We start from the raw sequence: 22256 nt of genomic DNA, 5'->3' as shown, positions 1-22256 counted from the left end.
AACTTAAATTAATGAATTTTAGGTTGAGTGAGTTGCTGGTATTTCTGGATATATTCTTCACGGATCGCCAGTCGTTCTTCTGGTGTTGCTTTTTGCATCCGTGCCCCTAACTCCTTACGTTCCTGGCTGCTCATCATTTGCCAGGTTTCACGCATACGCTGCTTTTCAGCTTCAGGAAGCTGGGTGAACCAATCCATGCGTTGCTGTAAATTAATACGTTGCTGTTCAGGCATTTCTTTTAAGGACTGATAACGTTTAATTAATGCCAGTTGCTCGGAATCAGAAAGTGTATCCCAGGTTTCGTTGACCTGCGTATTGGCATCTTTGGAAAAAATCCAAAAACGTTCAAATCCCGCAAAGCTGGTTTGCAGGAAGCTGAATGCACAAAATGCAATTGCTAATCTTTTAGCTGCCATGTGGAACTTTGTCCTCACCTAAAACCATTAACATTTCCAGATCTTCAAGCATCTGTGGGGAGAGTTTGGGGGTAGATACTGCCTGAGTCTGAGGTTCGTTATGGCTGACAATATTCGGTAGCACTACCACGCCAGCAATCGCAGCAGCCAGAGCAAAGCCAGACATTTTTAGAAATGCAAAGCGTGAATGTTGTGCGTCCTGAATATGCTCCAGCACATGATTCATCACCACCGGTTTATCCTTGTGGTGCTGTGCCAGTCCATCAAGTTTGGAAGTTACTTGCTTTAAGAAATCATCTTGCTTCATTCGGATGATCCTCCCAGATATGGATTTAAGTGTGCTAGAGAGGCACGTAGACCTTGAATAGCACGGTGATAATGGGTTTTCACACTGCCTTCTGTACAGTTCATAATTTGCGCTGTAGTTTGAGTATCAAAGCCTTCCCAAGCTCTGAGCATAAATGCTTGCTGCTGACGCACAGGTAATTTGGCAATCGCCTCCTGAATTTCTTCAGCAGTTACTGCCTGATCCAGAAATTCTAAAGGTGAGGGCGTAGATTCATCTACCAGATTGTCAAATTCGACTTCGTCGTCATCAAGGCTGACTTTTTTGAAAAAGGAAAAGGGCTGGTTGCGACGTGCTTCTTTACGACGCCAATCCTGTAATTTGTTATTCAGAATCGTATAGAACAGGGGATACCACTCTTCAGTGCTTTTCTCTGCATAAGATTTATGCAAAGCAATAAAAGCTTCCTGAACCAGATCCATTGCGATCCCATGTTGTCCTTGAGTCGCACTTTCCATCATCACCAAAGCACGCCCAGTCACGTCCTGCATGAAATTTTTCAGGCGAGACTCTGCCGTACTCTTTAGAATACTCGCATCTTGTGACTGCAACGGTTTCGGTGCTAAATCCATAGAGATGGAAAATCCTGTCATTGGATACCCACCATTATTCCCAAGTTCATGTGCATATAACGTTGGGAATAACGATTTGGTTGACAATAAAACTTATTATTTTTGTAGTGTAATCTATTTTATAAATACACTGACTGTAATTAAAACAATGTAACCTAAATACCGTATTAGATACGTTGACGCACCATCTCAAAGAAACAGATAGAGCCTGCAATGGCAACATTCAGGGATTCCTGTCCACCTGGCTGTGGAATAGTCACCGCTTCGGCATGTTGCAGGGCATAGTCAGATACGCCTTGACCTTCATTGCCCAGAATCCAGACGCAGGCTTTACGCAAGTCTTTGCTGTACAAGCTGCTAGAACGATGTGAGCTGGTGACATATACCGGAATCTTGAATTGCGGTAAAAGGTCTTCCAGTGCGATATTTTCAAAAGTTTGCAAAGAAAAATGCGCGCCCATACCTGCACGTAATACTCGTGGCGACCAGATAGATGCTGAACCCTTGGTACAAATGACCTGATCAATACCGGCAGCTGCTGCTGAACGTAGCAGGGTGCCAACATTACCGGGATCCTGCACATTTTCAAGGATCAGAGTGTCAGCCGTAAAATCAAGTGCCTGGCTTGAGCTTGGAATATCGACAATCGCCATACATGCAATCGAAGTGCCTAAGGTACTCAGGTCCTTATAAAGCGATTCACCAATGACAAAGACCACACCGGTATATTTGTTTAAAATAATGTCGAAATCAGGATGCGCTAAAGCATGTTCAGTCGTGAAGATCGAATTGATTTTCTTGTTTTCATGTAACCATGCAAGACACAGGTGCGTGCCTTCAAGCACAGTCTGTCCTTGTTTTTTTCGATAAGAATTCTGTTCAATTAAACCGCGTAAGTGTTTAATTTTAGGATTGTCTTTGGATTCAAGGAAGATGGTTGGCATAAGAAGAAAGTCCACGGCAGTCAATCAGAGATCAACTGCCGTTTAAAAATTAGTGGTGGTAGCTGGTCACAAGCTCAACTTCATTTTTTGAGCCAATGATGACAGGAACACGTTGATGCAGATTTGTAGGTTCGATTTCAAGAATGCGGACACGACCAGTCGTTGATGCACCGCCAGCCTGTTCCATCAGCATACTCATTGGATTGGCTTCATACATTAAACGTAAACGACCTGCTTTCGTTGGGTCTTTTAAGTCGTATGGGTACATGAAGATTCCGCTACGGCACAGAATACGGTGAATATCGCCGACCATACAAGCAACCCAGCGCATATTAAAATCTTTGGCGCGAGGACCTGTTTTACCTGCCAGCAATTCATAGATATAACGTTGTACCGGCGCTTCCCAGTGACGCTGGTTCGATGCATTGATTGCATATTCTTTAGTATCAGCAGCTACCTGAATCGCTTCAGAAGTCAACAGGAACTCTTGAGTTTCAGGATCGAAAGTGAAGAATACCACACCGGCACCCACAGTCAGTGCCATCATGGTTGATGGGCCATACAGCACATAACCAGCAGTAACCTGATTGACACCAGCCTGCATGAAGTCTTCTGCCTGAGTTACACTATTTTTTGCAGGAAGAATTGAAAAGATGGTACCCACACACATGTTGATATCAATATTGCTTGAGCCATCAAGTGGATCGAACAATACTAGATATTGACCATTTTCCTGTGCTGAAGTGAATTCATCCAGTTCTTCAGATGCTAAACCGCCTACATGTGGATGTACTTTTAATGCATCAATCAGATAATCATTAGAAATCACGTCCAGTTTCTTTTGCTCTTCGCCTTGAACATTTTCATGCTGAGCACTACCTAATACACCCGCTAGAGCACCTTTTTGCAGGAGTTGGTCAATACGCTTGCAGGTATTTCCAATTGTTTCAATTACTTGTGCAAGTTCAGGTGTGAGGTTCCCGCTTTGTTGTTGTAGGAATTGGGATAAGGTGCGGTATGACATAAGGGAAAAACTCCAAGACTTATAATCGGGGAAAAAAGATCAAAACGATATACGGCTATATTTTAGAGGAGAACGTCCGAAAAGGACAATTAAACTGAATTATTTGTTGTGATTTTGCCCTTGCAACTCCTGTGGAAAGTGCTATGTTGAATCAAAGGAAAAAATGATCATAGGAGCACAGAGATGACAACATTAAAGTTTGATGCGACTCCAACGCCGAGCGAAGCGATTAATCTCGATGAAATTTCTGAAGACAAGATGAAAGAAGCGTGGAAGGATTACGAAGCAAAACCTGAATATAAAAAATTCAATAAACACGACATGATTGAATCCATGCAAACTGCAGAAGAAGGTGAAGGCAAAGAGTAATTTTATTCTTTGATCTTTCAAATATCCCTCTAATAAAAAAGCACTCGATTGAGTGCTTTTTTATGAATGATGTATTATTTAAATGATCACTTATTTTAGTAGTGGTGGAACAGCTTCGTAGTTGATTTCTACACGGCGGTTTTCTTTCCACGCACTTTCATCATGGCCAGGATTAACTGGCATTTCTTTACCATAGCTCACTGCTTCAAGTTGGCCTGCATTTACACCAGAAGTGATCAGGAAACTTTCTACTGCTTTGGCACGACGTTCACCAAGCGCCATGTTGTATTCACGTGTACCGCGTTCATCTGTATGGCCTGTCAGAGCTACACGAGAATTGGCATTTGCCATCAGGAACTGGGCATGTGCTTGCAGAGTACGGATATCGTCATTGCTCAGTTCACTGCTGTCATAGTCAAAGTGAACTACACGTTTAGCTAAATAAGCCTTATTTTCCGCAGTTACACCTTTAGCAGATGCACCGGCCATATTTTGAGCACTTAAAGCTGCATCTTCACTTAGACCTTCAGTGTTTACAGTGGTGGTGCCACTGGTATCCAGGTTGCCAGTTTGGACTTCAGCTGCTGGTTTACGGCTGGCACAACCAGTCATTACGACTGCAGCTGCAAGTAAAGGAAGTGCAAATAATTTTACTTTGTTCATTCTTCATCTCCATGAAGGTTGATTATGGGGTAAAGCATTTATAAATATTGAACTATTATTTTGGTGCCCAAGCAGGTTCGCGGACTTCACCTGTTTCACTTGGCAGATTCATGCGGAACCGGCCATCGAGAGACATAATGGATAACAATCCACGGTTACCTTCGCGAGTGGCATAGACCACCATCTGACCATTTGGCGAGAAGCTAGGTGATTCATCCAGGCTGGTTGGCGTCAGGATATTGGTCACACCTGAGCTAATATCTTGTACAGCCACTTTATAGTTACTGCCACTTGGACGATGAACCAATGCAAGTTTCTTACCATCTGCACTTAAGGTCGCGCGGGCATTAAATGCGCCACGGAAAGTCAGACGTTTGGTACTTTCATTATTGAAATCATAGCGGTAAATCTGCGGAGAACCACCACGATCTGAAGTAAAGATAAATGATTTTCCATCTGGTGCATAACGTGCTTCTGTATCAATTGCGCTATCGTTAGTCATGCGTTTTAACTGGCGTGTTTCCAGATTCATCTGATAGATTTCCGGGTTGCCGTGCATAGATGCAGTGAACAGCATGCTCTTGCCATCTGGAGAGAAGCTTGGTGCACCGTTTAATCCACGGAAGCTGGCCAGCTTTTCACGTTGACCAGTCGCCAGATCCTGTACATAAATGGCCGGACGTTTGGTCTCAAAAGACACATATGCAATTTTTTTCGCATCCGGTGTCCAGGCAGGTGACAGGATTGGATCGCGCGAAGTCAAAATGGTCTTTGGCTGTTCACCATCCGTATCGGCAATCTGCAAGGTATAACGCTGCTCAGGCGTTGCCGGGTTACGTAACACATAAGCAATACGGCCAGTGAAATCTCCCGGAATACCGGTTAATGCCTGATAGATGGCATCACTGATCATATGGGCTGCCTGACGGGTACGTGAAGCAGGAACAGTCAGCAACTCATTCAGTAAGTATTGACGTTTTTCGACATCATACAATTGATACTGAATGCTATAAGAACCATCCGGATTGGTCTTGGATGAACCGGTCACCACATAGGGTACGCCTGCAGCTGCCCAAGCTTCAGCATTTGGCGAATTTAGTTGTGCTGTAGCAGGTAAATTCTTCGAGGCACTGGCAAATTTACCAGAACGATTCAGGTCATTTTCCACCACCGGATAAATACTCTGATCCTGGCTAAAAGGCACAATGGCAATTTTAGGAGCAGCTTCAGGAGCTTTGGTAATTTCCAGATGCAGTTGGGCCTGAGACTGGGTCGCAGTGACCGCACCCAAAGTGGTCATGATTGCAAGGCAGAGTAGGTGTTTGCGTGTCTTTTCCATCATTCGTTATTTACTCAAATCAACGGAGTTATTTATAAGTGATTGGGCTACATCATCGCATGGATTTATGCGAAATAGACCACGAATTTATCATCAAACTGTTATATCACTATGGGGAGTGATTATTATTTAATCTGTTTCAATTGAAGTTTAACTCAAAAAAACAGCCATAACACTTTTTCTTTATTATGGCTGTTTTTCATTAATGAGCTGTAAAGGTTGAAGTAAAACTTCGTGCTTCACGGCGTGCATCCGGATCTGAAGGCATTGGATAAGGTGCAGCAGCACGTACTGCCGCTTCTACACTGGCTTTCATATCTGGATCACTGGCACTCACCACCACAGAAACCACAGAACCACTATCGCTCAAAGTGACCCGAGCAGTCGCTTTCTGGCCTGAGGAGCCCACAGGGGTATCCCATGCACGTCTGATTTTATTTTCGAAATCACGTTTTGCAGTAGAGGCAATTCGCTTAGATTCCGCTTTTTTCTGTGCAGCTTCTTCAGCAGCCTGTTTGGCTGCAGAGGCTTTGGCATCAGCTTCTGCTTTAGCCTTTGCCGCAGCCTCAGCTTTATGTTTAGCATCCGCCTCTGCTTTAGCTTTTGCAGCGGCATCAGCTTTATGCTTGGCATCAGCATCCGCTTTGGCCTTCGCAGCGGCATCAGCTTTACGTTTAGCTTCGGCCTCTGCTTTAGCTTTCGCCGCAGCGTCAGCTTTGTGCTTGGCATCTGCTTCCGCTTTAGCCTTCGCAGCCGCGTCAGCTTTACGTTTAGCTTCAGCCTCTGCTTTGGCTTTTGCCGCAGCGTCAGCTTTATGTTTAGCATCCGCCTCTGCTTTAGCTTTTGCAGCCGCATCGGCTTTACGTTTAGCTTCGGCATCTGCCTTGGCTTTTGCCGCAGCATCCGCTTTTGCCTTGGCTTGAGCCTCTGCTTTTTGCTTGGCGGCTAAATCAGCCTTTTTCTGCGCTTCAAGTTTGGCTTTTTGTGCAGCATCGGCTTTACGCTGTGCTTCTACTTCGGCCTTACGCGCTGCTTCAGCTTCAGCCTTAGATTTTTGTGCAGCCTCTGCTTTGGCTTTGGCAGCAGCCTGTTTTGCCTGTTCGGCGGCTTCAGCACGTTTTGCTGCTTCGGCTGCTTGCTGAGCGGCTTTGGCTTGAGCAAGCTCTGCCGCTTTGGCTTCTTGCTGAGCTTTTTGAATATCGATCTGTGGGGGTGCTGGTGCAGGCTGCGGTGCCGGAGGTGTCGGTGCAGCTGCCGTTGGAACCACAGGTGCAGGCTCTACACTCGGTTCAGCAGTTTGGGTAATTTCTTCTGCAATATTTTCATGTGCAGTTTCTTCAAACTCGGTTTCTTCACGAGTCACCGGCTTGAGGTCTTCAGGTTTAATTAAAACCGTTTTAATCTGTTTTGGCGGTTCAGGTGGCTTACTCATGCCCAGAAAAAGCAGGCCCACCAAAGCAACTGCATGGATTCCTAGCGTAAACCCAATCGCAATTGCTTTCTTCTGAAACGGTGGTTTCTGATAATTTTTCATACTTTATTCTAATGGCTTGGTCAGTAAACCCACTTGGGACAAACCGGCATCTTGCAGGCTTGACATCAAGGCCATCACATCGCCATAAGGGCGGGTGGTATGACCATTGATCACGACATTGAGGACCTTGTTTTCACTTTCAGCAGTGCTTTGCGCTTCTATCAAAGTCTGCGTCAAAGCCTCTAGGGTGATAGGACCTGTGGTTTGATTTTTATATTCCAGAAAATAAGTACCATCTTCTTTTAAAGTAACGATCGTAGGCGCATCTTTGGATTCGATTGGTAAGCCATTGGCTTGCGGCAAATCTACCTTAATGCCACTGGTAATCATTGGGGCAGTCACCATGAAAATGACCAGAAGTACCAGCATCACATCGATGTATGGCACCACATTCATGTCACTTTTCAGTGGTTTTTTAATACGCTCGAAGCGTCCTGAACGTTGAATGGCCATTAGTCATTGTCCTGCGTAGCGCCCACAGATTGACGTTGCAGCAGAGCCACCATTTCTTCAGCGAACAGAGCACGGTCAGAGTACAGTGCTTCACCTTTAGATGTGAAATGGTTAAAGGCTAAAACCGCAGGAATTGCAGCAAATAAACCAATCGCCGTTGCAATCAGGGCCTCTGCAATACCAGGTGCGACAGTGGCCAAAGTAACCTGATCGACATCTGCCAGACCAATAAAGGCATTCATGATGCCCCAGACGGTACCAAACAGACCGACATAAGGAGCGACTGAACCAATACTGGCCAGCGCACCCAAGCCTTGTTCCAGATGCCCCTGATCACGACTTAAACCTACACGCAGAATACGCTCAGTACCTTCAATTGACTGGGCAGTTGGAGCATGGCGTTTTTTAAGTTTAAGGAACTCGCCCAGACCCTGATAGAAGATATCTTCCAGACCAGTACGTTTGGAATTGAGCTGGGCATTGTTATAAAGCGTCTTGAGTTCGGCACCTGACCAGAAAATTTTCTGGAAATGATTGTCATCAGCCTGAGCCTTTTTATAGCTCATGGTTAACTTGGCAATCAGATACCAGCTGTACAACGAGGCTAACAGGAGAGAAAGCATCACCAGTTGTACGACAGGGCTTGCTTGTAAAATAAGATCTGAGACTTGAAGAGATGATTCTAACTGAGTTGCCATAGCTGTTACGTGTGCCAAATAATTTTTTTAGTCTTGTTCCAATTCTTTATGAATCAGTTCGCGGATTTCATCAGGAAGTCGACGTGGTTTCATGTCTGCACTAATACATGCCAACTCGACCTCACCAGATGCAAGCATGATTTCACCACGATAAATATTTTGTTGCAATACAAATGATGAAGCTTTACATGAAATGACACGTGCAGTCACGGTAATCAGGTCATCCATGAGGATTGGGCGCATATATTTGACGTTAATTTTGTGCACAACAAAGTTATAGTCGGATTGATGCCAGTAGTGACTCACTCCGGAAGCACGTAACCATTCAGTACGGGTACGTTCCATATAGCGAATATGGTTAGCGTGGTAGACAATGCCACCCGCATCAGTATCTTCAATATAGACGCGGATATTGAATTCAAAGTGATTCGCCATAGTTTTGTTCCATGCAGATTTTACGAAATTATTGCTTGTTTTTGGAGGCTGGAGCAGGCTTAGAATTTGCCTTATTCATTCCAAAAGTCAAGCAATTTAGCGCGTCAAAGTTTAGCACTGTGAGCTTTGAGACCAATGGCACAAGATGTCAAATCTGGATGGAGTAGGAGCTAAGCCAGTACGGAACGGCCAATTGCTTATTAATACGGCGAAGTAAAAGCATGAATGAGACCAGTCACTCATGCTTGAGGAACTAAGAATCAGCTTTTGTTATTTTGCTTCCAGCTCGCTTGTACCTGATTGGCTACTTTCGGATAATCCAGTATAAAACGGACATGACTTTCTACGCCGGTTCTTAAAGTCGCATCATCGACTATAAAATTCGGGTTATGGTTCGGTGCTGCTTTGGCTGGGTCCTGATCTGCTGGCGTTGCACCGACGAAGACAAACAATGAGGGCATCAGCTTGCCATAATAAGCAAAGTCTTCACTGGCGCTGGCATTGTTATCGAGCAGATGCAGTTTATCTTCATCGTTCACCTTAGCCAGAGACGGACGCATCAACTCGGTCAAGGTTTTATCATTGGTAGTAACAGGTGCATAGGGCGCAATTTCTACTTTGACTTTGACATCATTGGCTGCGGCATTGTGTTCCAGCATTTTCGGCAAGTCTTTTAAAATGCCTTGACGCACATCTTCACTATTAGAACGAATCGTACCGACCATATTCACCTGATTAGGAATTACGTTTCCTGTGGCACCACCCTGAATACTTCCAATACTGACCACACCCATACCTTTGGTTAAATCAGCTTTACGGCTTAACAGACTTTGTAAATTATTAATCATCTGTGCAGAAGCATAAATTGGATCGCGACCTGCCCAAGGCATTGAACCATGTACCTGATGGCCATCTACCTGTATACGTAAATGATCCGCGCTATTGAGAATTGCACCATCTTTATAGAAAATATTGCCGCTTGGCATACCCGCCATCACATGCATTCCAAAAATCACTTCAGGCTGAGGATTCTTGAGTGCGCCATCAGCCAGCATTTTACGTGAGCCAATCTGATCACCTTGACTAAAGTTATCAATATCTGCACCGCCTTCTTCTGCTGGCTGGAATACAAAAACTACGGTTCCGGTAATCTTATCTTTATTGGTAGCGAGCACTTTGGCTGCACCTAATAGCATTGCAGTATGCGCATCATGACCGCAGGCATGCATCACATAAGTTTCCTTGCCTTGATAAATACCTTTCTGCTTGCTGGCAAAAGGTACAGCTGCCGTTTCCTGAATCGGCAAGGCATCCATATCTGCACGTAATGCCATGACGGGGCCAGGTTTTGAACCTTTTAGAACGCCGATCACACCTGTTTTGGCATAGCCTTTACGTACTTCAATACCATAGGACTTTAATTCTTTTTGTACTAATTCCGAGGTTTTGAATTCCATATTGCCCAGTTCAGGATATTGGTGAATATGCTGGCGTAGTTTGATGGTATGCGCTTCGGCTGCTTTAACAGAATCATCTACCCAATCTGCTAAAGCCAGTTGACTGCAAAATAAAAGAGGGAGACAAAATGAAAGCGTCTTATGCATGTTCATATCAGGGAGAACCTTAAAAATCTGAATAGAGTTAAAGAGATGCCTGAGCATTACATAATGCACTACATTTGACCAAAACCCTCTGAATATGGATTTCATACCTTTTCGGTATATTCATTTTTAGTACTTGCTGATAAAGGGAATTTTCTAGAGCTAAATATTGTAAAATTAGGTAATTATAAAAATTTAACGGTCTATTTTATTTAAAAAATTCAAACGAATAGAGAATTATTAAAAGGAATTTGTATCTGATTTAAAAATCTTTCATTATCTAAGTTTCAACTATTTCTCTAAGTTAAATACTATTTTGGCATTAAAGTTGCTTTGATTATTTCATAATTATTATTGATAAAATTTAAAAGAAATAGCCTAAGTATTTGCTTAAAGAGCAATAACTATAATAGCTAAATAAACTACTTAATAATAAAGATTCGAGTTTGTGCTTTTGGAGCTAATTGATTGCAGTAGTCAATTAGCTCTTTTTCTTTATGATAAAAAATGGCTAAGCCAAAAGAATTTTAACCCTTACTTCGGCTCAGGCGGCGTTATGCCAAACTGTAAATAAGCCATATTGGTCGCAATACGACCGCGCGCAGTACGCATCACATAACCTTGCTGAATCAGATAAGGCTCAATCACATCTTCCAGCGTACCTGAATCTTCTGCCATTGCTGCTGCCAAAGCTTCTACACCCGCCGGGCCACCATCAAAGCGTTCTAGCAACATCGACAGGTAACGACGGTCGAGAGTATCCAAGCCATCTTTATCCACGTTCAACATATCTAATGCACGTTGAGCCATTTCCTGAGTGACTTCACCTGTGCCTTTGACTTGAGCATAGTCACGTACACGACGCAATAAACGGTTGGCAATACGCGGTGTACCACGTGAACGACGTGCAATTTCTTTTGCGCCATCTTCGGTCATTGGAACATCCAAGAGGCTTGCAGAACGTTTCACAATATGAGTGAGGTCATCGACTGAATAGAATTCCAGACGCTGCACAATCCCAAAACGGTCACGAAGTGGAGAAGTGAGTAGACCAGCACGTGTGGTTGCAGCGACCAAAGTAAATGGTGGTAAGTCCAATTTAATCGAACGGGCAGCAGGGCCTTCACCAATCATGATATCCAGCTGGTAGTCTTCCATGGCTGGATAAAGGATTTCTTCAATCACAGGTGACAAGCGGTGAATCTCGTCAATAAACAGAACATCACCTTCCTCAAGATTGGTCAGCATTGCTGCCAGATCGCCCGCACGTTCTAGTACTGGACCGGAAGTCGATTTGAGATTGCCACCCATTTCACGGGCAATAATATTCGCTAACGTCGTTTTACCTAGACCTGGAGGTCCAAAGATCAAAGTATGATCGAGAGCTTCAGCACGGCCACGAGCAGCACCAATAAAGATTTCCATTTGCTCACGCACCACGGGCTGACCGATATAGTCATCGAGGGAGGTCGGGCGGATGGCGCGATCGAAATGATCTTCGGGTTTTTCAGAACCACTGATGAGACGGTCTTGCATATCTTTTGAGTCAATCTCTATGGTTTATTTGAGGTGAATAAAGTCATAGCCTCAAAATGCATTAAAAATTCAGATGCCATTGTGTAGGCGTTGTCTTACTTTTGAAAGATCAAAAGTAACAAAAATCTTTTGTTGAGTTGAAGGTACTTCCTGTACCTCAACTCACCCGGCGACATCCATGTCGCCAAAGCTCAAGCAAATTTTGGATTGAAAATTTGCTCATAGGTAAATTGCTTATTTATTCATCGACTTTAATGCAGCACGGATGATGTCGCTGGCTTCGGTAAACTCACCTTTGGCTGCATTCACCAGTTTTTGCGCTTCAGCCGGTTTATAACCGAGAGATTGTAATGCTGCTTCAGCTTCAGCTACGGCTGAATTGCCCATAAACTGAATTTGTGGCGCTGTCGAGTTGCTTGGAGCAGTGCCCGCAGACATAGCTTTAAAGCGGTCGCGCAGTTCAATCATTAAACGTTCAGCAGTTTTCTTGCCGACTCCAGGCACTTTAACCAACGTATTTACATCTTCATTCTCAACAGTATGGATCAGCATCTCCACACTTAAAGTTGAAAGAATGCCGAGTGCCATTTTCGGGCCAACGCCGTTCACTTTTAATAAAGTGCGGAAAATGGTTTTTTCCTGAGCATTTAAAAAACCATACAGTAATTGTGCATCTTCACGCACAGCCAGATGCGTCCACAGGGTAATTTTCTGGCCTTTTTGCAACTGGCAAAAAGTAGTGAGCGGCGTATCGATTTCATAACCCACACCATTTACATTTAATAAAACAGTTGGTGCTTCCAGCGCCAGCACTTCACCAATCAGGCATCCAATCATCTTTTATCATTACTCAATTCAGTTTTGCAGCATAGTAGTCAGCATTTTCAGGAAAGGCAAAATCTCCTTCTGCAAAACAGGTGATTTTGCTGCAATAAGCATCTAATTCAGCAAGATGTTTTATAACAATCCGGCTTTATTACCCTGCAATTCCTGTGACAGGTTATAAGCCTGATGATCCGAAAATTTCGAGATAATATCTAATACCTGCATAATATTGTCATAATGGCTGTCTTTAAAATTCGCCCCTGAACGTTGCAGGATCGACATTAAACGTTGCTCCTTAAAACTCAGGTTTTTATGCGGTGTGGTCAGCGGGATAAAGGCATCCAGAATATTTTGCAGACTTTGATGGGCAATGATTTCTAAGCCTGCTTTTTGTGGATGTTCAAAAATCTTGTCACGTGCCAGTTCTTTGGCGCGGTTAATACCACTTTCAATATCTGACGAACAATATTGCAATAAAGTGCCTTGTAACTGACCAGATAGAATCTGGTCATGGTGGCGTGCAAAAGCAGTTGTGACTTCATTCACCAGACGTTTCATCACACGGCCACGCAGTGCAGCAATTTTCTGTTGCCAGGTCGTATCAGGCATGCCGATTTCAGAAGGCGTTCCATAATCTCCGAGCAGATTTAAAAATACCGGTTCCACTTCAGCATAGCTGAGCATGTTCAAGCTGATGCCATCTTCTAGGTCAATCAGGGCATAACAAATATCATCGGCTGCTTCGAGTAGATAGGTCAGTGGATGACGACAATATCGATACTCGCCGAGCTGGATTAGTCCAAGCTCTTCCGCAATTTGCTTTAAAATCTCTTTTTCTGCCTGATAGCAGCCAAATTTGGCACGGCTACTGGCAGGTAAATCTACTTGTGATGCCATGGTTTTTGACAGCCACGGATATTTTAAATAAGCACCCAAAGTGGCATAGGTCAGGCGCATGCCGCCATCATTTGGATGATAGTCAATCTTGGTTAGAAGCCGCAGGCCTTGGGCATTGCCTTCAAACTGACGTACATCTGCTTCCTGTTCAGGACTTAAATCTTTTAAGAAGTCAGTATGTGATACATCATCAAACCATTCGCGGATCGCATATTCACCGGCATGGCCAAAAGGCGGGTTGCCAATATCATGGGCCAGACAAGCGGCTTGAATGATGGCGCCCACATCCGCTGGAGACACCCAGGGTGGAAGCTGGTCTTTAATTTTCTCTGCGGCCAACATCCCTAGCGAGCGGCCAATACAGGAGACTTCCAGTGAATGCGTCAGGCGCGTATGAATACCATCGTGCTGGGTTAAAGGATGCACCTGGGTTTTACGGTTGAGCTGCCGGAAGCTCTGGGAAAAAATAATACGGTCATAATCTTTGTGGAACGGGCTACGGGCCAGTTCTGTACTCTGCTTTTTACTACCAATCCGAACTGTCGAAAGCAGTTCCAACCAACGCATTTGAGTCATTTATCATTATTCAGTTCTCTACTTTCTGCATCATGCCAAAAAAGAGCGTAAAGCACTAGGGCAGTGCGACATGAAATGTCATTTTGAATTAGCTTAGCTGAAATACAGCGAAAGATTGTCAATTTGGTGACAGGATTGAGCCAACAATTTCAGGCAAATTACCACGATAATAAAATCAATTTGTAGACCAAATATGACCACAGCACAAATTACTCAACCAAATATTTTACTCATCGTCGCTGATGATCTGGGCTTTTCTGATCTGGGTGCATTTGGTGGAGAGATCCAGACACCACATTTAGATGCAATTGCCCTGGAAGGATTACGCCTGACTAACTTTCATACCGCATCGACCTGTTCACCCACCCGTTCCATGCTACTTTCCGGCACAGACCATCATCTGGCAGGATTGGGTTCCATGGCCGAAGCCATACGACCTGAACAGAAAGGCCAACCGGGTTATGAGGGGTATTTAAATGATCAGGTTGCGGCTCTACCGGAACTGTTACATGATGCAGGCTATTACACCATCATGTCTGGAAAATGGCATCTGGGCTTAACTCCAGACCGTTTTCCGGCACGCCGTGGTTTTGAAAAGTCATTTACCTTGCTCCCGGGTGCAGCCAATCACTATGCGTTTGAACCCGATATTCCAGAAGAAGAAATTCCGGGCCTGTTGAAAGTAACTCGGGGGCTCTATGCAGAAAATGATGAATACATTACTGCATTGCCGGAAGACTTCTATAGTTCAGACTATTTTACAGATCGCTTGCTGGATTATCTGCAAGATGATGAGAGTCGTGCAGAACGCCCATTCTTTGCCTATTTGCCATTTTCAGCACCACACTGGCCTTTGCAAGCCCATCCGGAAGATATTGCCAAATACAAAGGCGTATATGATGAAGGTCCTGAAGTATTACGTCAGAAGCGTTTAGCCAAAATCAAAGAGCTCGGTTTAGTAGGTGAAGATGCTACGATTCATCCAGTATTGGCGAAAACTAAATTCTGGAACAGCTTAACGGATGAAGAAAAGCAGTTCTCGGCGCGAACCATGGAAGTCTATGCAGCAATGGTCGATCGTATGGACCAGAATCTTGGTCGCGTGATTGAACATTTAAAAGAGACTGATCAATACGACAATACCATTATTATTTTTCTTTCGGATAATGGGGCAGAAGGCGCGCAGCTGGAAGCATTACCAGTCTTTGGTCCTGATATTGAGACCGTAATTGCCAAATATTATGACAATGCTCTGGAAAATATTGGCAAGGGTAATTCCTATGTCTGGTACGGTGAGCATTGGGCGCAGGCGGCCACAGCGCCATCTCGACTTTATAAAGCGCATACCAGTGAAGGTGGAATTCGTACACCTGCATTCATCAAGCATCAGGGCTTCGCACGCCAAAATGGCATCAGTCATGAGTTTTTAACGGTGATGGATCTACTGCCTACTTTACTGGAAACATTGAATATCCAGCATCCGGGACAGCAGTATAAAGGTCGGAAACTGGTGCCACTACGTGGTAAAAGCATTTTGCCGTATTTGCAGCAACAGCAGGCCCATATTCATGCTGAAGACCATGTCACGGGTTGGGAGCTGTTCGGACAAAAAGCCTTACGTAAAGGGGATTGGAAGGCTTTATTTATTCCCGCACCGAATGGCCCAAACAGATGGCAACTTTATAACCTGGCAGAAGATGTGGGTGAAACTGAAGATCTAGCAGAGCGTTATCCAGAAAAATTACAGGAGCTGCTGGCCGACTGGAAAGTTTATGTACGAGAAAATGGTGTGGTAGAAATTGAAGGCGGGGGAATTTTATTAAATAAAACTGCCTAAGCTATTTCTAATGAATTATCGAATTTCATAACTGAGCAGATGCTTACGAGAATGGGCTAAAAAATAAAAAACAGGTCAAACGGCCTGTTTTTTATAGAGCAATAATTTTGATAGAAAGTAAATCTTAGTCTGTGGACTGAATATTTAATATAGTTGATCATGATTCAGACAGGTGGTGAAAAGCAGCGCAGCTACCTATTTCTGATCAAGAAATAATAAAGAAGTCAATCCTTGGCTCATTTTTATTAAAAATTGAGATTAAATTTTAAACCGCTTGATATGATCAATAGTGTTGAAAAATAATATAAAATTTTTAAGTTGAATTATTCTTGGCTAGTTTTAATTTTTCTTTAACAAATTGTGTTAAGCTGTGCGACTACATTCAATTTTTTTATCTGAAAATAAAAGCATTATTTATAAAATGCTATAGCTTTTCGCTTGAGTTTTCTCATTTCCTCTCTAGCCGATTTATGTATTTCACAGTAGAATATGCGCTCTCTCAAGTCACATTGTGGCATGGTCGCTCGATCATCCCGTGGAGCCAAAATCAGCATGTTTATCGTTGCCGGTGCACCTGCACATTCTTCTTTTAAGAAAGCTCAACTACTCACACGTTTATCGTCAATTAGTTCTGTTCAATCACTAGAAAGTCAATTTGTTTATCTTTTTGACCAAGCGCTCAACGAGCAACAACAGCAATCCGCTTTACAGCTTCTCAACGATGGTCAATCATTTGAACTGCGCCAGGCTGCAAGTGATGAAATCCAGATTCTGGTGACACCGCGTGTCGGCACGATTTCACCGTGGTCATCAAAGGCAACTGATATTTTTGCCAACTGTAATACACCGGTTCATCGTTTAGAACGCGGTGTTTTGTTTACTTTGAAAGGCGAAAAAGAGCTTTCTAAAGAAGCATTACAGATCTTGCATGACCGCATGACTGAAAGCGTTTTCAATGCGATTGAAGATGCTGCAGTGTTGTTTACTGAAACTGCTCCGAAACCTTTGAACTCGATTGATATCCTGGGTCAAGGTAAAGAGGCATTGGTAAAAGCCAATAATGAGTTCGGGTTTGCGCTGTCTGAACAGGAAATTGATTACCTGACAGAGGCATTTACTAAACTGGGTCGTAACCCGAATGACATCGAACTGATGATGTTTGCTCAGGCAAACTCAGAGCATTGCCGTCATAAAATCTTTGGTTCTGAATGGACGATTGATGGTGAAGTTCAACCATTGTCATTATTCCAGATGATCAAAAATACCTATAAAGAATCACCAACAGACGTATTGTCAGCTTATAAAGACAATGCATCGGTGATTGTTGGTTTTGATACGCAACGTTTCTACCCAACTCAAGAAGATAACGGTCAACACGTTTATAAATACAAGAGCCAGGCCGCTCACATCCTGATGAAAGTGGAAACTCATAACCACCCAACAGCGATTGCACCATTTGCCGGTGCCGCAACAGGTTCAGGCGGTGAGATTCGTGACGAAGGCGCGACTGGTCGTGGTGGTAAACCGAAAGCTGGTTTAACGGGTTTCACCGTATCTAACCTGAATATTCCTGGTTTTGAACAGCCTTGGGAAGAAAACTACGGCAAACCTTCACGTATGGCATCTCCACTTCAAATCATGATTGAAGGTCCATTGGGTGGTGCTGCGTTTAACAACGAATTTGGTCGTCCAGCGTTAACTGGTTATTTCCGTACGTTTGAACAAAACGTCAATGGCGAAGTGAAAGGTTTCCATAAGCCAATCATGATCGCGGGTGGTTACGGTAACATCCGTCCGGACCACGTTGAAAAAGATGCGATTCAACCAGGCGATCTACTGATCGTGCTTGGCGGTCCAGCAATGCTGATCGGCCTTGGCGGTGGTGCTGCATCATCTGTAGACAGCGGTAAACTGGGTGAAAACCTGGACTTCGCTTCTGTACAACGTGAAAACCCGGAAATGGAACGCCGTTGTCAGGAAGTGATTGATACTTGCTGGCGTATGGAAGATGAAAACCCAATCGTTTCTGTACATGACGTCGGTGCGGGCGGTATCTCGAATGCGATGCCCGAGCTGGTAAATGACCATGAGCTTGGTGCGGTGCTTGATCTGCGTAAGATCCCATCGCTTGAGCCAGGCATGTCACCAATGGAAATCTGGTCAAACGAAGCGCAAGAGCGTTATGTACTGGCGATCCGTCCAGAATCTCTACCTTTATTCGAATCGATCTGTGCGCGTGAACGTTGTCCGTTTGCGGTATTGGGTGAAGCGACTGAAGCACGTCACTTAACAGTTGAAGATCCATTGTTTGGTAACAAGCCAGTGGATATGCCAATGCAAGTGATGCTTGGCGGAACACCACGTATGAGCCGTTCATATGAAACTGCTCCGCGTAAAGGCGATGACTTTGATGCGTCTAAAGTGACTGATCTGAAAGATGCGATTTATCGCGTGATCAAGAACCCAACAGTCGCTTCTAAATCATTCCTGATCACTATTGGTGACCGCTCGATTACCGGTATGGTGGCACGTGACCAGATGGTTGGTCCATGGCAGGTTCCTGTGGCTGATGCTGCAGTAACAACAACCAGCCTTGTCGGTTACACAGGTGAAGCAATGGCAATGGGTGAACGTCCACCAGTTGCATTGTTAAACCCAGCGGCTTCTGCACGTTTATCAGTTGCTGAATCGATCTCAAATATTATGTCTGCGAAGATTGATCAAATCAGCGACATCAAACTGTCTGCAAACTGGATGGCGGCGGCTGGTCAACCGGGTGAAGACCAAGCTTTGTTCGAAGGCGTAAAAGCCATCGGTATGGAAATGTGTCCAGCATTGGGTATCGCAATTCCAGTGGGTAAAGACTCACTATCTATGCGTACCACCTGGAATGACGAAGGTGAAGACAAATCTGTAACTTCTCCAATGTCAGGCGTAATTACTGCGTTTGCTCCAGTGACTGATGTTCGCAAAACATTGACACCTGAACTGAAAAATATTGAATCTGTACTGGTTCGTATTGACTTGTCTAAAGGTCAATTCCGTCTTGGCGGTTCGATCCTGGCTCAGGTATACAAAGCCATCGGCTCTGTCACTCCGGATGTCGACAACTTTGATGACTTCAAAGCATTCTTTGCACTGGTTCAAGATTGGAACAACCGTGGTCTGATCAAGGCTTACCATGACATCGGTGATGGTGGTTTACTGGCAACTGTTGCGGAAATGATGTTTGCTGCACGTCTAGGCGTAGCGCTAGAAGACCAATCAGTTGAAGCATTGTTCGCTGAAGAAATCGGTGCAGTTCTGCAAATAGCGAAAGCAGATTGGGAAGCATTACAAGCAGAAATCGCGACTTCTACTCTGAAAGATGCGATCTCTGTAGTAGGTACAGTGAACAACTCTGACCAGTTATCTGTAAATGGTCTGGTACTGGAACGTGCTGACCTGCAAGTCGCTTGGACTGAAGTTTCTCATCAAATCCAGCGTCTTCGTGACAACGTAGAAACTGCAGATCAAGAATTTGCATTAGTTACTGATAAATCACACAAAGGTTTGATTGCTCAACCGACATTTGATCTGAACGAGCAAATCGAAGCGCCGTACATTAATTCACGTCGTCCAAATATGGCGATTCTGCGTGAGCAGGGTGTGAATGGTCATGTAGAAATGGCAGCAGCATTCGACAAAGTCGGCTTCAATACTGTTGACGTACACATGAGCGATCTTCTAGCTGGCCGTATCAGCCTGGATGACTTCGAAGGTCTGGTCACATGTGGTGGCTTCTCTTACGGTGACGTATTGGGTGCAGGTGGTGGCTGGGCGAAATCAGTATTGTTCAATCAGCAACTTCGTGACCAGTTCGAGAAATTCTTTAACCGTCAGGAGACCTTCTCTCTAGGGATCTGTAATGGTTGTCAGATGCTGTCACAATTAGCTCCACTGATTCCAGGTGCAGATGCTTGGCCTCGGTTCCATCGCAACAAATCAGAAGTATTTGAAGCACGTAGCGTCAATGTTCGTGTAGAGAAATCTCACTCTGTATTATTAGAAGGCATGGAAGGTTCAATTCTTCCAATCGCTGTGGCACATGGTGAAGGTCGCGTAGTAGCATCGGCTGAAAACATTGCTGCATTGAATGCCAATAATCAGGTGATTATGCGTTATGTGGATAGCCAGGGTAATGCGACTGAGCAATATCCATTGAACCCGAATGGTTCGCCTGAAGGGATTTCTGGTGTAACTTCGAAAGATGGTCGTGCGACTATCTTGATGCCACACCCTGAGCGTAACTTCCGTGCGATCCAGCACTCTTGGAAACCAGAAGACTGGGATCAGGACGGTGCATGGTTACGCATGTTCCGTAATGCTCGCAAATTTATTGGTTAATCTGATTTAGCTTCAAAAAAAGGGTCGCAGCAGCGGCCCTTTTTATAGTTTGAACTTATGGGAAATTAGTAAAACTAGAAAAATCATTTACTTTTGTTTAGACTAGCTTCATCAATTGCCACCAGTGGGTGGCTTTTTGCTTTCTAAGCAGTTTGAAACATTTATTTAATTTTCTCCCGCTGAACTGGTTTAGATTTTGCTTTTATATCTGCATAGAAGTGATATTGTGTAAATAATGCACAATATTTATGCACTTTAAAGGAAAGATGGTATAGATCAGTTCAGTATCAACACTCAAGAATGAGGTGATGACATGGCTAAGACGCTCAGAATAATGGATAGAACAGAATTACGTCAGAAAGGTTGGTGGTTATTTGGTTTTGTCGTTGGCCTACAGGTGCTGTTCTTGGTAGGTAGTTATTTGCTACAGGGTTCTTGATCAACAGATTTAAAAAAGCCACCGAAAGGTGGCTTTTTTATTGCTAAACAGTGGGTTGAATCTGCTTTAACGTTACCTTCAGCGTATTTTAATAAACAAAAGCATTATTAATACTGTCCTGATCACGCCAAACGATTAATCATCCGACCTAACCAGAATTGCCACAGATTCATTAATTTCAGGCTTGCCATTCTAGGGTTTATAACATCATGAGAAGCAATCCGAATCACATCCAGATATGGTTAGTTCAAAGATTCAGCTGCCTGTTCCCAATCTTCACCAGAACATCAGTATTAAATACTGCGTCATGCAAGGCACCATGTGTATACCTGAAACACGCATAAATGTATGAGGAGCAAAGTCTGGCCATGCATAGAAGGTAGTTATATGAGTATTCGTATAAGCTATTGATCTATTAACATTTTCAATACATTGGCCTAAATCGTAAGATAAGCACCTATTTTTTGAAGTGAGCAATCTATGGAACTTCGACATTTACGCTATTTCATTACTGTGGCGCAGGAGCAGAGTTTCACTAGGGCTGCTGAAAAGCTGTTTACGGCTCAACCTTCTTTAAGCCAGCAGATTAAAGATCTGGAGCAGGAAGTTGGCGTTAACCTGTTTGAGCGTTCTTCACGGAAAATACATTTAACTGATGAAGGCAAGGCCTTTTTAGCCTATGCAGAAAAAGCTCTGGAAAATGCCAAATTGGCTGTTGCGTCAGCACGACAGGTGGCCCAGCAGAAAAATAACCAGATTTATATTGGTTTTCTGAATGTTGCCGAACTAAAAGTCATGCCACATATTTTGGCCAAGCTTAAAAAGACCATGCCAGATTTAAAAAATCATCTGCATAGCCTGTTCTGTCTGGAACAGCTTCAACGTCTGAAAAACGCCGAACTAGATCTAAGTATTACCCGTTTTCAGCTAGATCATCCAGATTTTGACAATATTCATTTATTGACGGAGCAAATTCACTTGGTTGCAGCCAAGCATTTGCACCCAACCGATCGAATACTGAAATTACAAGAACTGAAAAATCATACGATTATTATGTGTGATCAGAATGCATCACCTGTATTTTACGAAAGACTGAATGCTTTGATGTCCTTTGATCAGCTAAAGCACGATCAGGTGCTGTGGGCGACCAATGTGCTACAGCATATTAACCTGATCAATATGGGTATGGGTTTTAGTTTTGCTCCCGATTATTTATTACGTTTCCTGAATGATGAAGTGAAAGTGATTCAGACAGATCGACCTTTACCCCAGGTAGAACTATATGCAACATTTAACAAGAACTCTCAAAATCCAGCATTGAATATTATTACTCAAGCCCTTAACAATAAGGTAAATGCTTGAAAAA

Annotated in this window: 20 protein-coding genes; 5 read left to right on the top strand and 15 right to left on the bottom strand. The window is 43.7% G+C overall.

What is annotated here, in order from left to right; translation table 11 throughout:
• Positions 1 to 8: 8 nt before the first annotated feature.
• The 5 genes from FTU03_RS08000 to FTU03_RS07980 form a co-directional block, all read right to left on the bottom strand.
• Positions 9 to 416, bottom strand: coding sequence for a DUF3106 domain-containing protein (locus FTU03_RS08000; RefSeq protein WP_179992675.1), 408 nt, complete (start codon positions 414 to 416; stop codon positions 9 to 11).
• Positions 406 to 723, bottom strand: coding sequence for a hypothetical protein (locus tag FTU03_RS07995; protein ID WP_004784617.1), 318 nt, complete (start codon positions 721 to 723; stop codon positions 406 to 408). Before FTU03_RS07995 ends, FTU03_RS08000 begins: the two co-directional genes overlap by 11 nt.
• Complete coding sequence (locus FTU03_RS07990) at positions 720 to 1334, bottom strand: RNA polymerase sigma factor (RefSeq protein ID WP_159124054.1); 615 nt, start codon at positions 1332 to 1334, stop codon at positions 720 to 722. The genes FTU03_RS07995 and FTU03_RS07990 overlap by 4 nt, the downstream gene beginning before the upstream one ends.
• Before the next feature lie 167 nt (positions 1335 to 1501).
• Positions 1502 to 2278, bottom strand: coding sequence for an RNA methyltransferase (locus FTU03_RS07985; RefSeq protein ID WP_179992676.1), 777 nt, complete (start codon positions 2276 to 2278; stop codon positions 1502 to 1504).
• A gap of 49 nt (positions 2279 to 2327) precedes the next feature.
• The gene (locus FTU03_RS07980) at positions 2328 to 3302 is read right to left on the bottom strand and encodes a class 1 fructose-bisphosphatase (protein WP_179992677.1); all 975 of its coding nucleotides are present in this window, start codon (positions 3300 to 3302) and stop codon (positions 2328 to 2330) included.
• A 183-nt stretch (positions 3303 to 3485) separates the two neighbouring features.
• Here FTU03_RS07980 and FTU03_RS07975 point away from each other — a divergent pair, with 183 nt between their 5' ends.
• Positions 3486 to 3671 carry an NF038105 family protein gene (locus FTU03_RS07975; protein ID WP_159124034.1) on the top strand — a complete coding sequence of 62 codons (186 nt, stop codon included), beginning with the start codon at positions 3486 to 3488 and terminating at the stop codon, positions 3669 to 3671.
• Positions 3672 to 3761: 90 nt separating this feature from the next.
• Here FTU03_RS07975 and pal read toward each other — a convergent pair whose 3' ends face one another.
• From pal to FTU03_RS07925, 10 genes are all read right to left on the bottom strand, one after another.
• Complete coding sequence (gene pal / locus FTU03_RS07970) at positions 3762 to 4334, bottom strand: peptidoglycan-associated lipoprotein Pal (protein ID WP_159124033.1); 573 nt, start codon at positions 4332 to 4334, stop codon at positions 3762 to 3764.
• Positions 4335 to 4389: 55 nt separating this feature from the next.
• Entirely contained in the window at positions 4390 to 5673 is a 1284-nt protein-coding gene (gene tolB, locus FTU03_RS07965) for a Tol-Pal system beta propeller repeat protein TolB (protein ID WP_171505601.1), read from the bottom strand.
• 202 nt (positions 5674 to 5875) lie between these two features.
• Positions 5876 to 7207: a cell envelope integrity protein TolA gene (gene tolA, locus FTU03_RS07960; protein WP_166138755.1), complete on the bottom strand. Its 1332-nt coding sequence runs from the start codon at positions 7205 to 7207 to the stop codon at positions 5876 to 5878.
• A 3-nt stretch (positions 7208 to 7210) separates the two neighbouring features.
• The gene (gene tolR / locus FTU03_RS07955; protein ID WP_179992678.1) at positions 7211 to 7660 is read right to left on the bottom strand and encodes a protein TolR; all 450 of its coding nucleotides are present in this window, start codon (positions 7658 to 7660) and stop codon (positions 7211 to 7213) included.
• Positions 7660 to 8358 (bottom strand): protein TolQ, encoded by a 699-nt coding sequence (gene tolQ / locus FTU03_RS07950; RefSeq protein ID WP_179992679.1) that lies wholly within the window; start codon positions 8356 to 8358, stop codon positions 7660 to 7662. Before tolQ ends, tolR begins: the two co-directional genes overlap by 1 nt.
• Positions 8359 to 8385: 27 nt before the next feature.
• Positions 8386 to 8793, bottom strand: a complete 408-nt coding sequence (gene ybgC / locus FTU03_RS07945; RefSeq protein WP_034170923.1) for a tol-pal system-associated acyl-CoA thioesterase — start codon at positions 8791 to 8793, stop codon at positions 8386 to 8388.
• Between the two features lie 260 nt (positions 8794 to 9053).
• The gene (locus FTU03_RS07940) at positions 9054 to 10403 is read right to left on the bottom strand and encodes an amidohydrolase (RefSeq protein WP_179992680.1); all 1350 of its coding nucleotides are present in this window, start codon (positions 10401 to 10403) and stop codon (positions 9054 to 9056) included.
• Between the two features lie 525 nt (positions 10404 to 10928).
• Positions 10929 to 11930, bottom strand: a complete 1002-nt coding sequence (gene ruvB, locus FTU03_RS07935; protein ID WP_166138764.1) for a Holliday junction branch migration DNA helicase RuvB — start codon at positions 11928 to 11930, stop codon at positions 10929 to 10931.
• Positions 11931 to 12164: 234 nt separating this feature from the next.
• On the bottom strand, positions 12165 to 12767 hold the full coding sequence (gene ruvA, locus FTU03_RS07930; RefSeq protein WP_168406939.1) for a Holliday junction branch migration protein RuvA: 603 nt from the start codon (positions 12765 to 12767) through the stop codon (positions 12165 to 12167).
• A gap of 120 nt (positions 12768 to 12887) precedes the next feature.
• Positions 12888 to 14228, bottom strand: a complete 1341-nt coding sequence (locus FTU03_RS07925; protein WP_166138742.1) for a deoxyguanosinetriphosphate triphosphohydrolase — start codon at positions 14226 to 14228, stop codon at positions 12888 to 12890.
• Positions 14229 to 14421: 193 nt separating this feature from the next.
• Between FTU03_RS07925 and FTU03_RS07920 the strand changes: the two genes are divergently transcribed.
• From FTU03_RS07920 to FTU03_RS07910, 4 genes are all read left to right on the top strand, one after another.
• Positions 14422 to 16065 (top strand): arylsulfatase, encoded by a 1644-nt coding sequence (locus FTU03_RS07920; protein WP_179992681.1) that lies wholly within the window; start codon positions 14422 to 14424, stop codon positions 16063 to 16065.
• A gap of 552 nt (positions 16066 to 16617) precedes the next feature.
• Positions 16618 to 20451, top strand: coding sequence for a phosphoribosylformylglycinamidine synthase (gene purL, locus FTU03_RS07915; RefSeq protein WP_179992682.1), 3834 nt, complete (start codon positions 16618 to 16620; stop codon positions 20449 to 20451).
• A gap of 313 nt (positions 20452 to 20764) precedes the next feature.
• Positions 20765 to 20890, top strand: a complete 126-nt coding sequence (locus FTU03_RS16195; protein WP_253144109.1) for a KGW motif small protein — start codon at positions 20765 to 20767, stop codon at positions 20888 to 20890.
• 480 nt (positions 20891 to 21370) lie between these two features.
• On the top strand, positions 21371 to 22252 hold the full coding sequence (locus FTU03_RS07910) for a LysR family transcriptional regulator (protein WP_179992683.1): 882 nt from the start codon (positions 21371 to 21373) through the stop codon (positions 22250 to 22252).
• Positions 22253 to 22256: the final 4 nt, after the last annotated feature.

The sequence above is a fragment of the Acinetobacter sp. YH12046 genome, assembly GCF_013419905.1.
In the GTDB taxonomy this organism is placed as follows: Bacteria; Pseudomonadota; Gammaproteobacteria; order Pseudomonadales; family Moraxellaceae; genus Acinetobacter.
The sequence above is the reverse complement of the archived record's forward strand: the minus strand, read 5'-3'. Positions and strand labels throughout refer to the sequence as shown.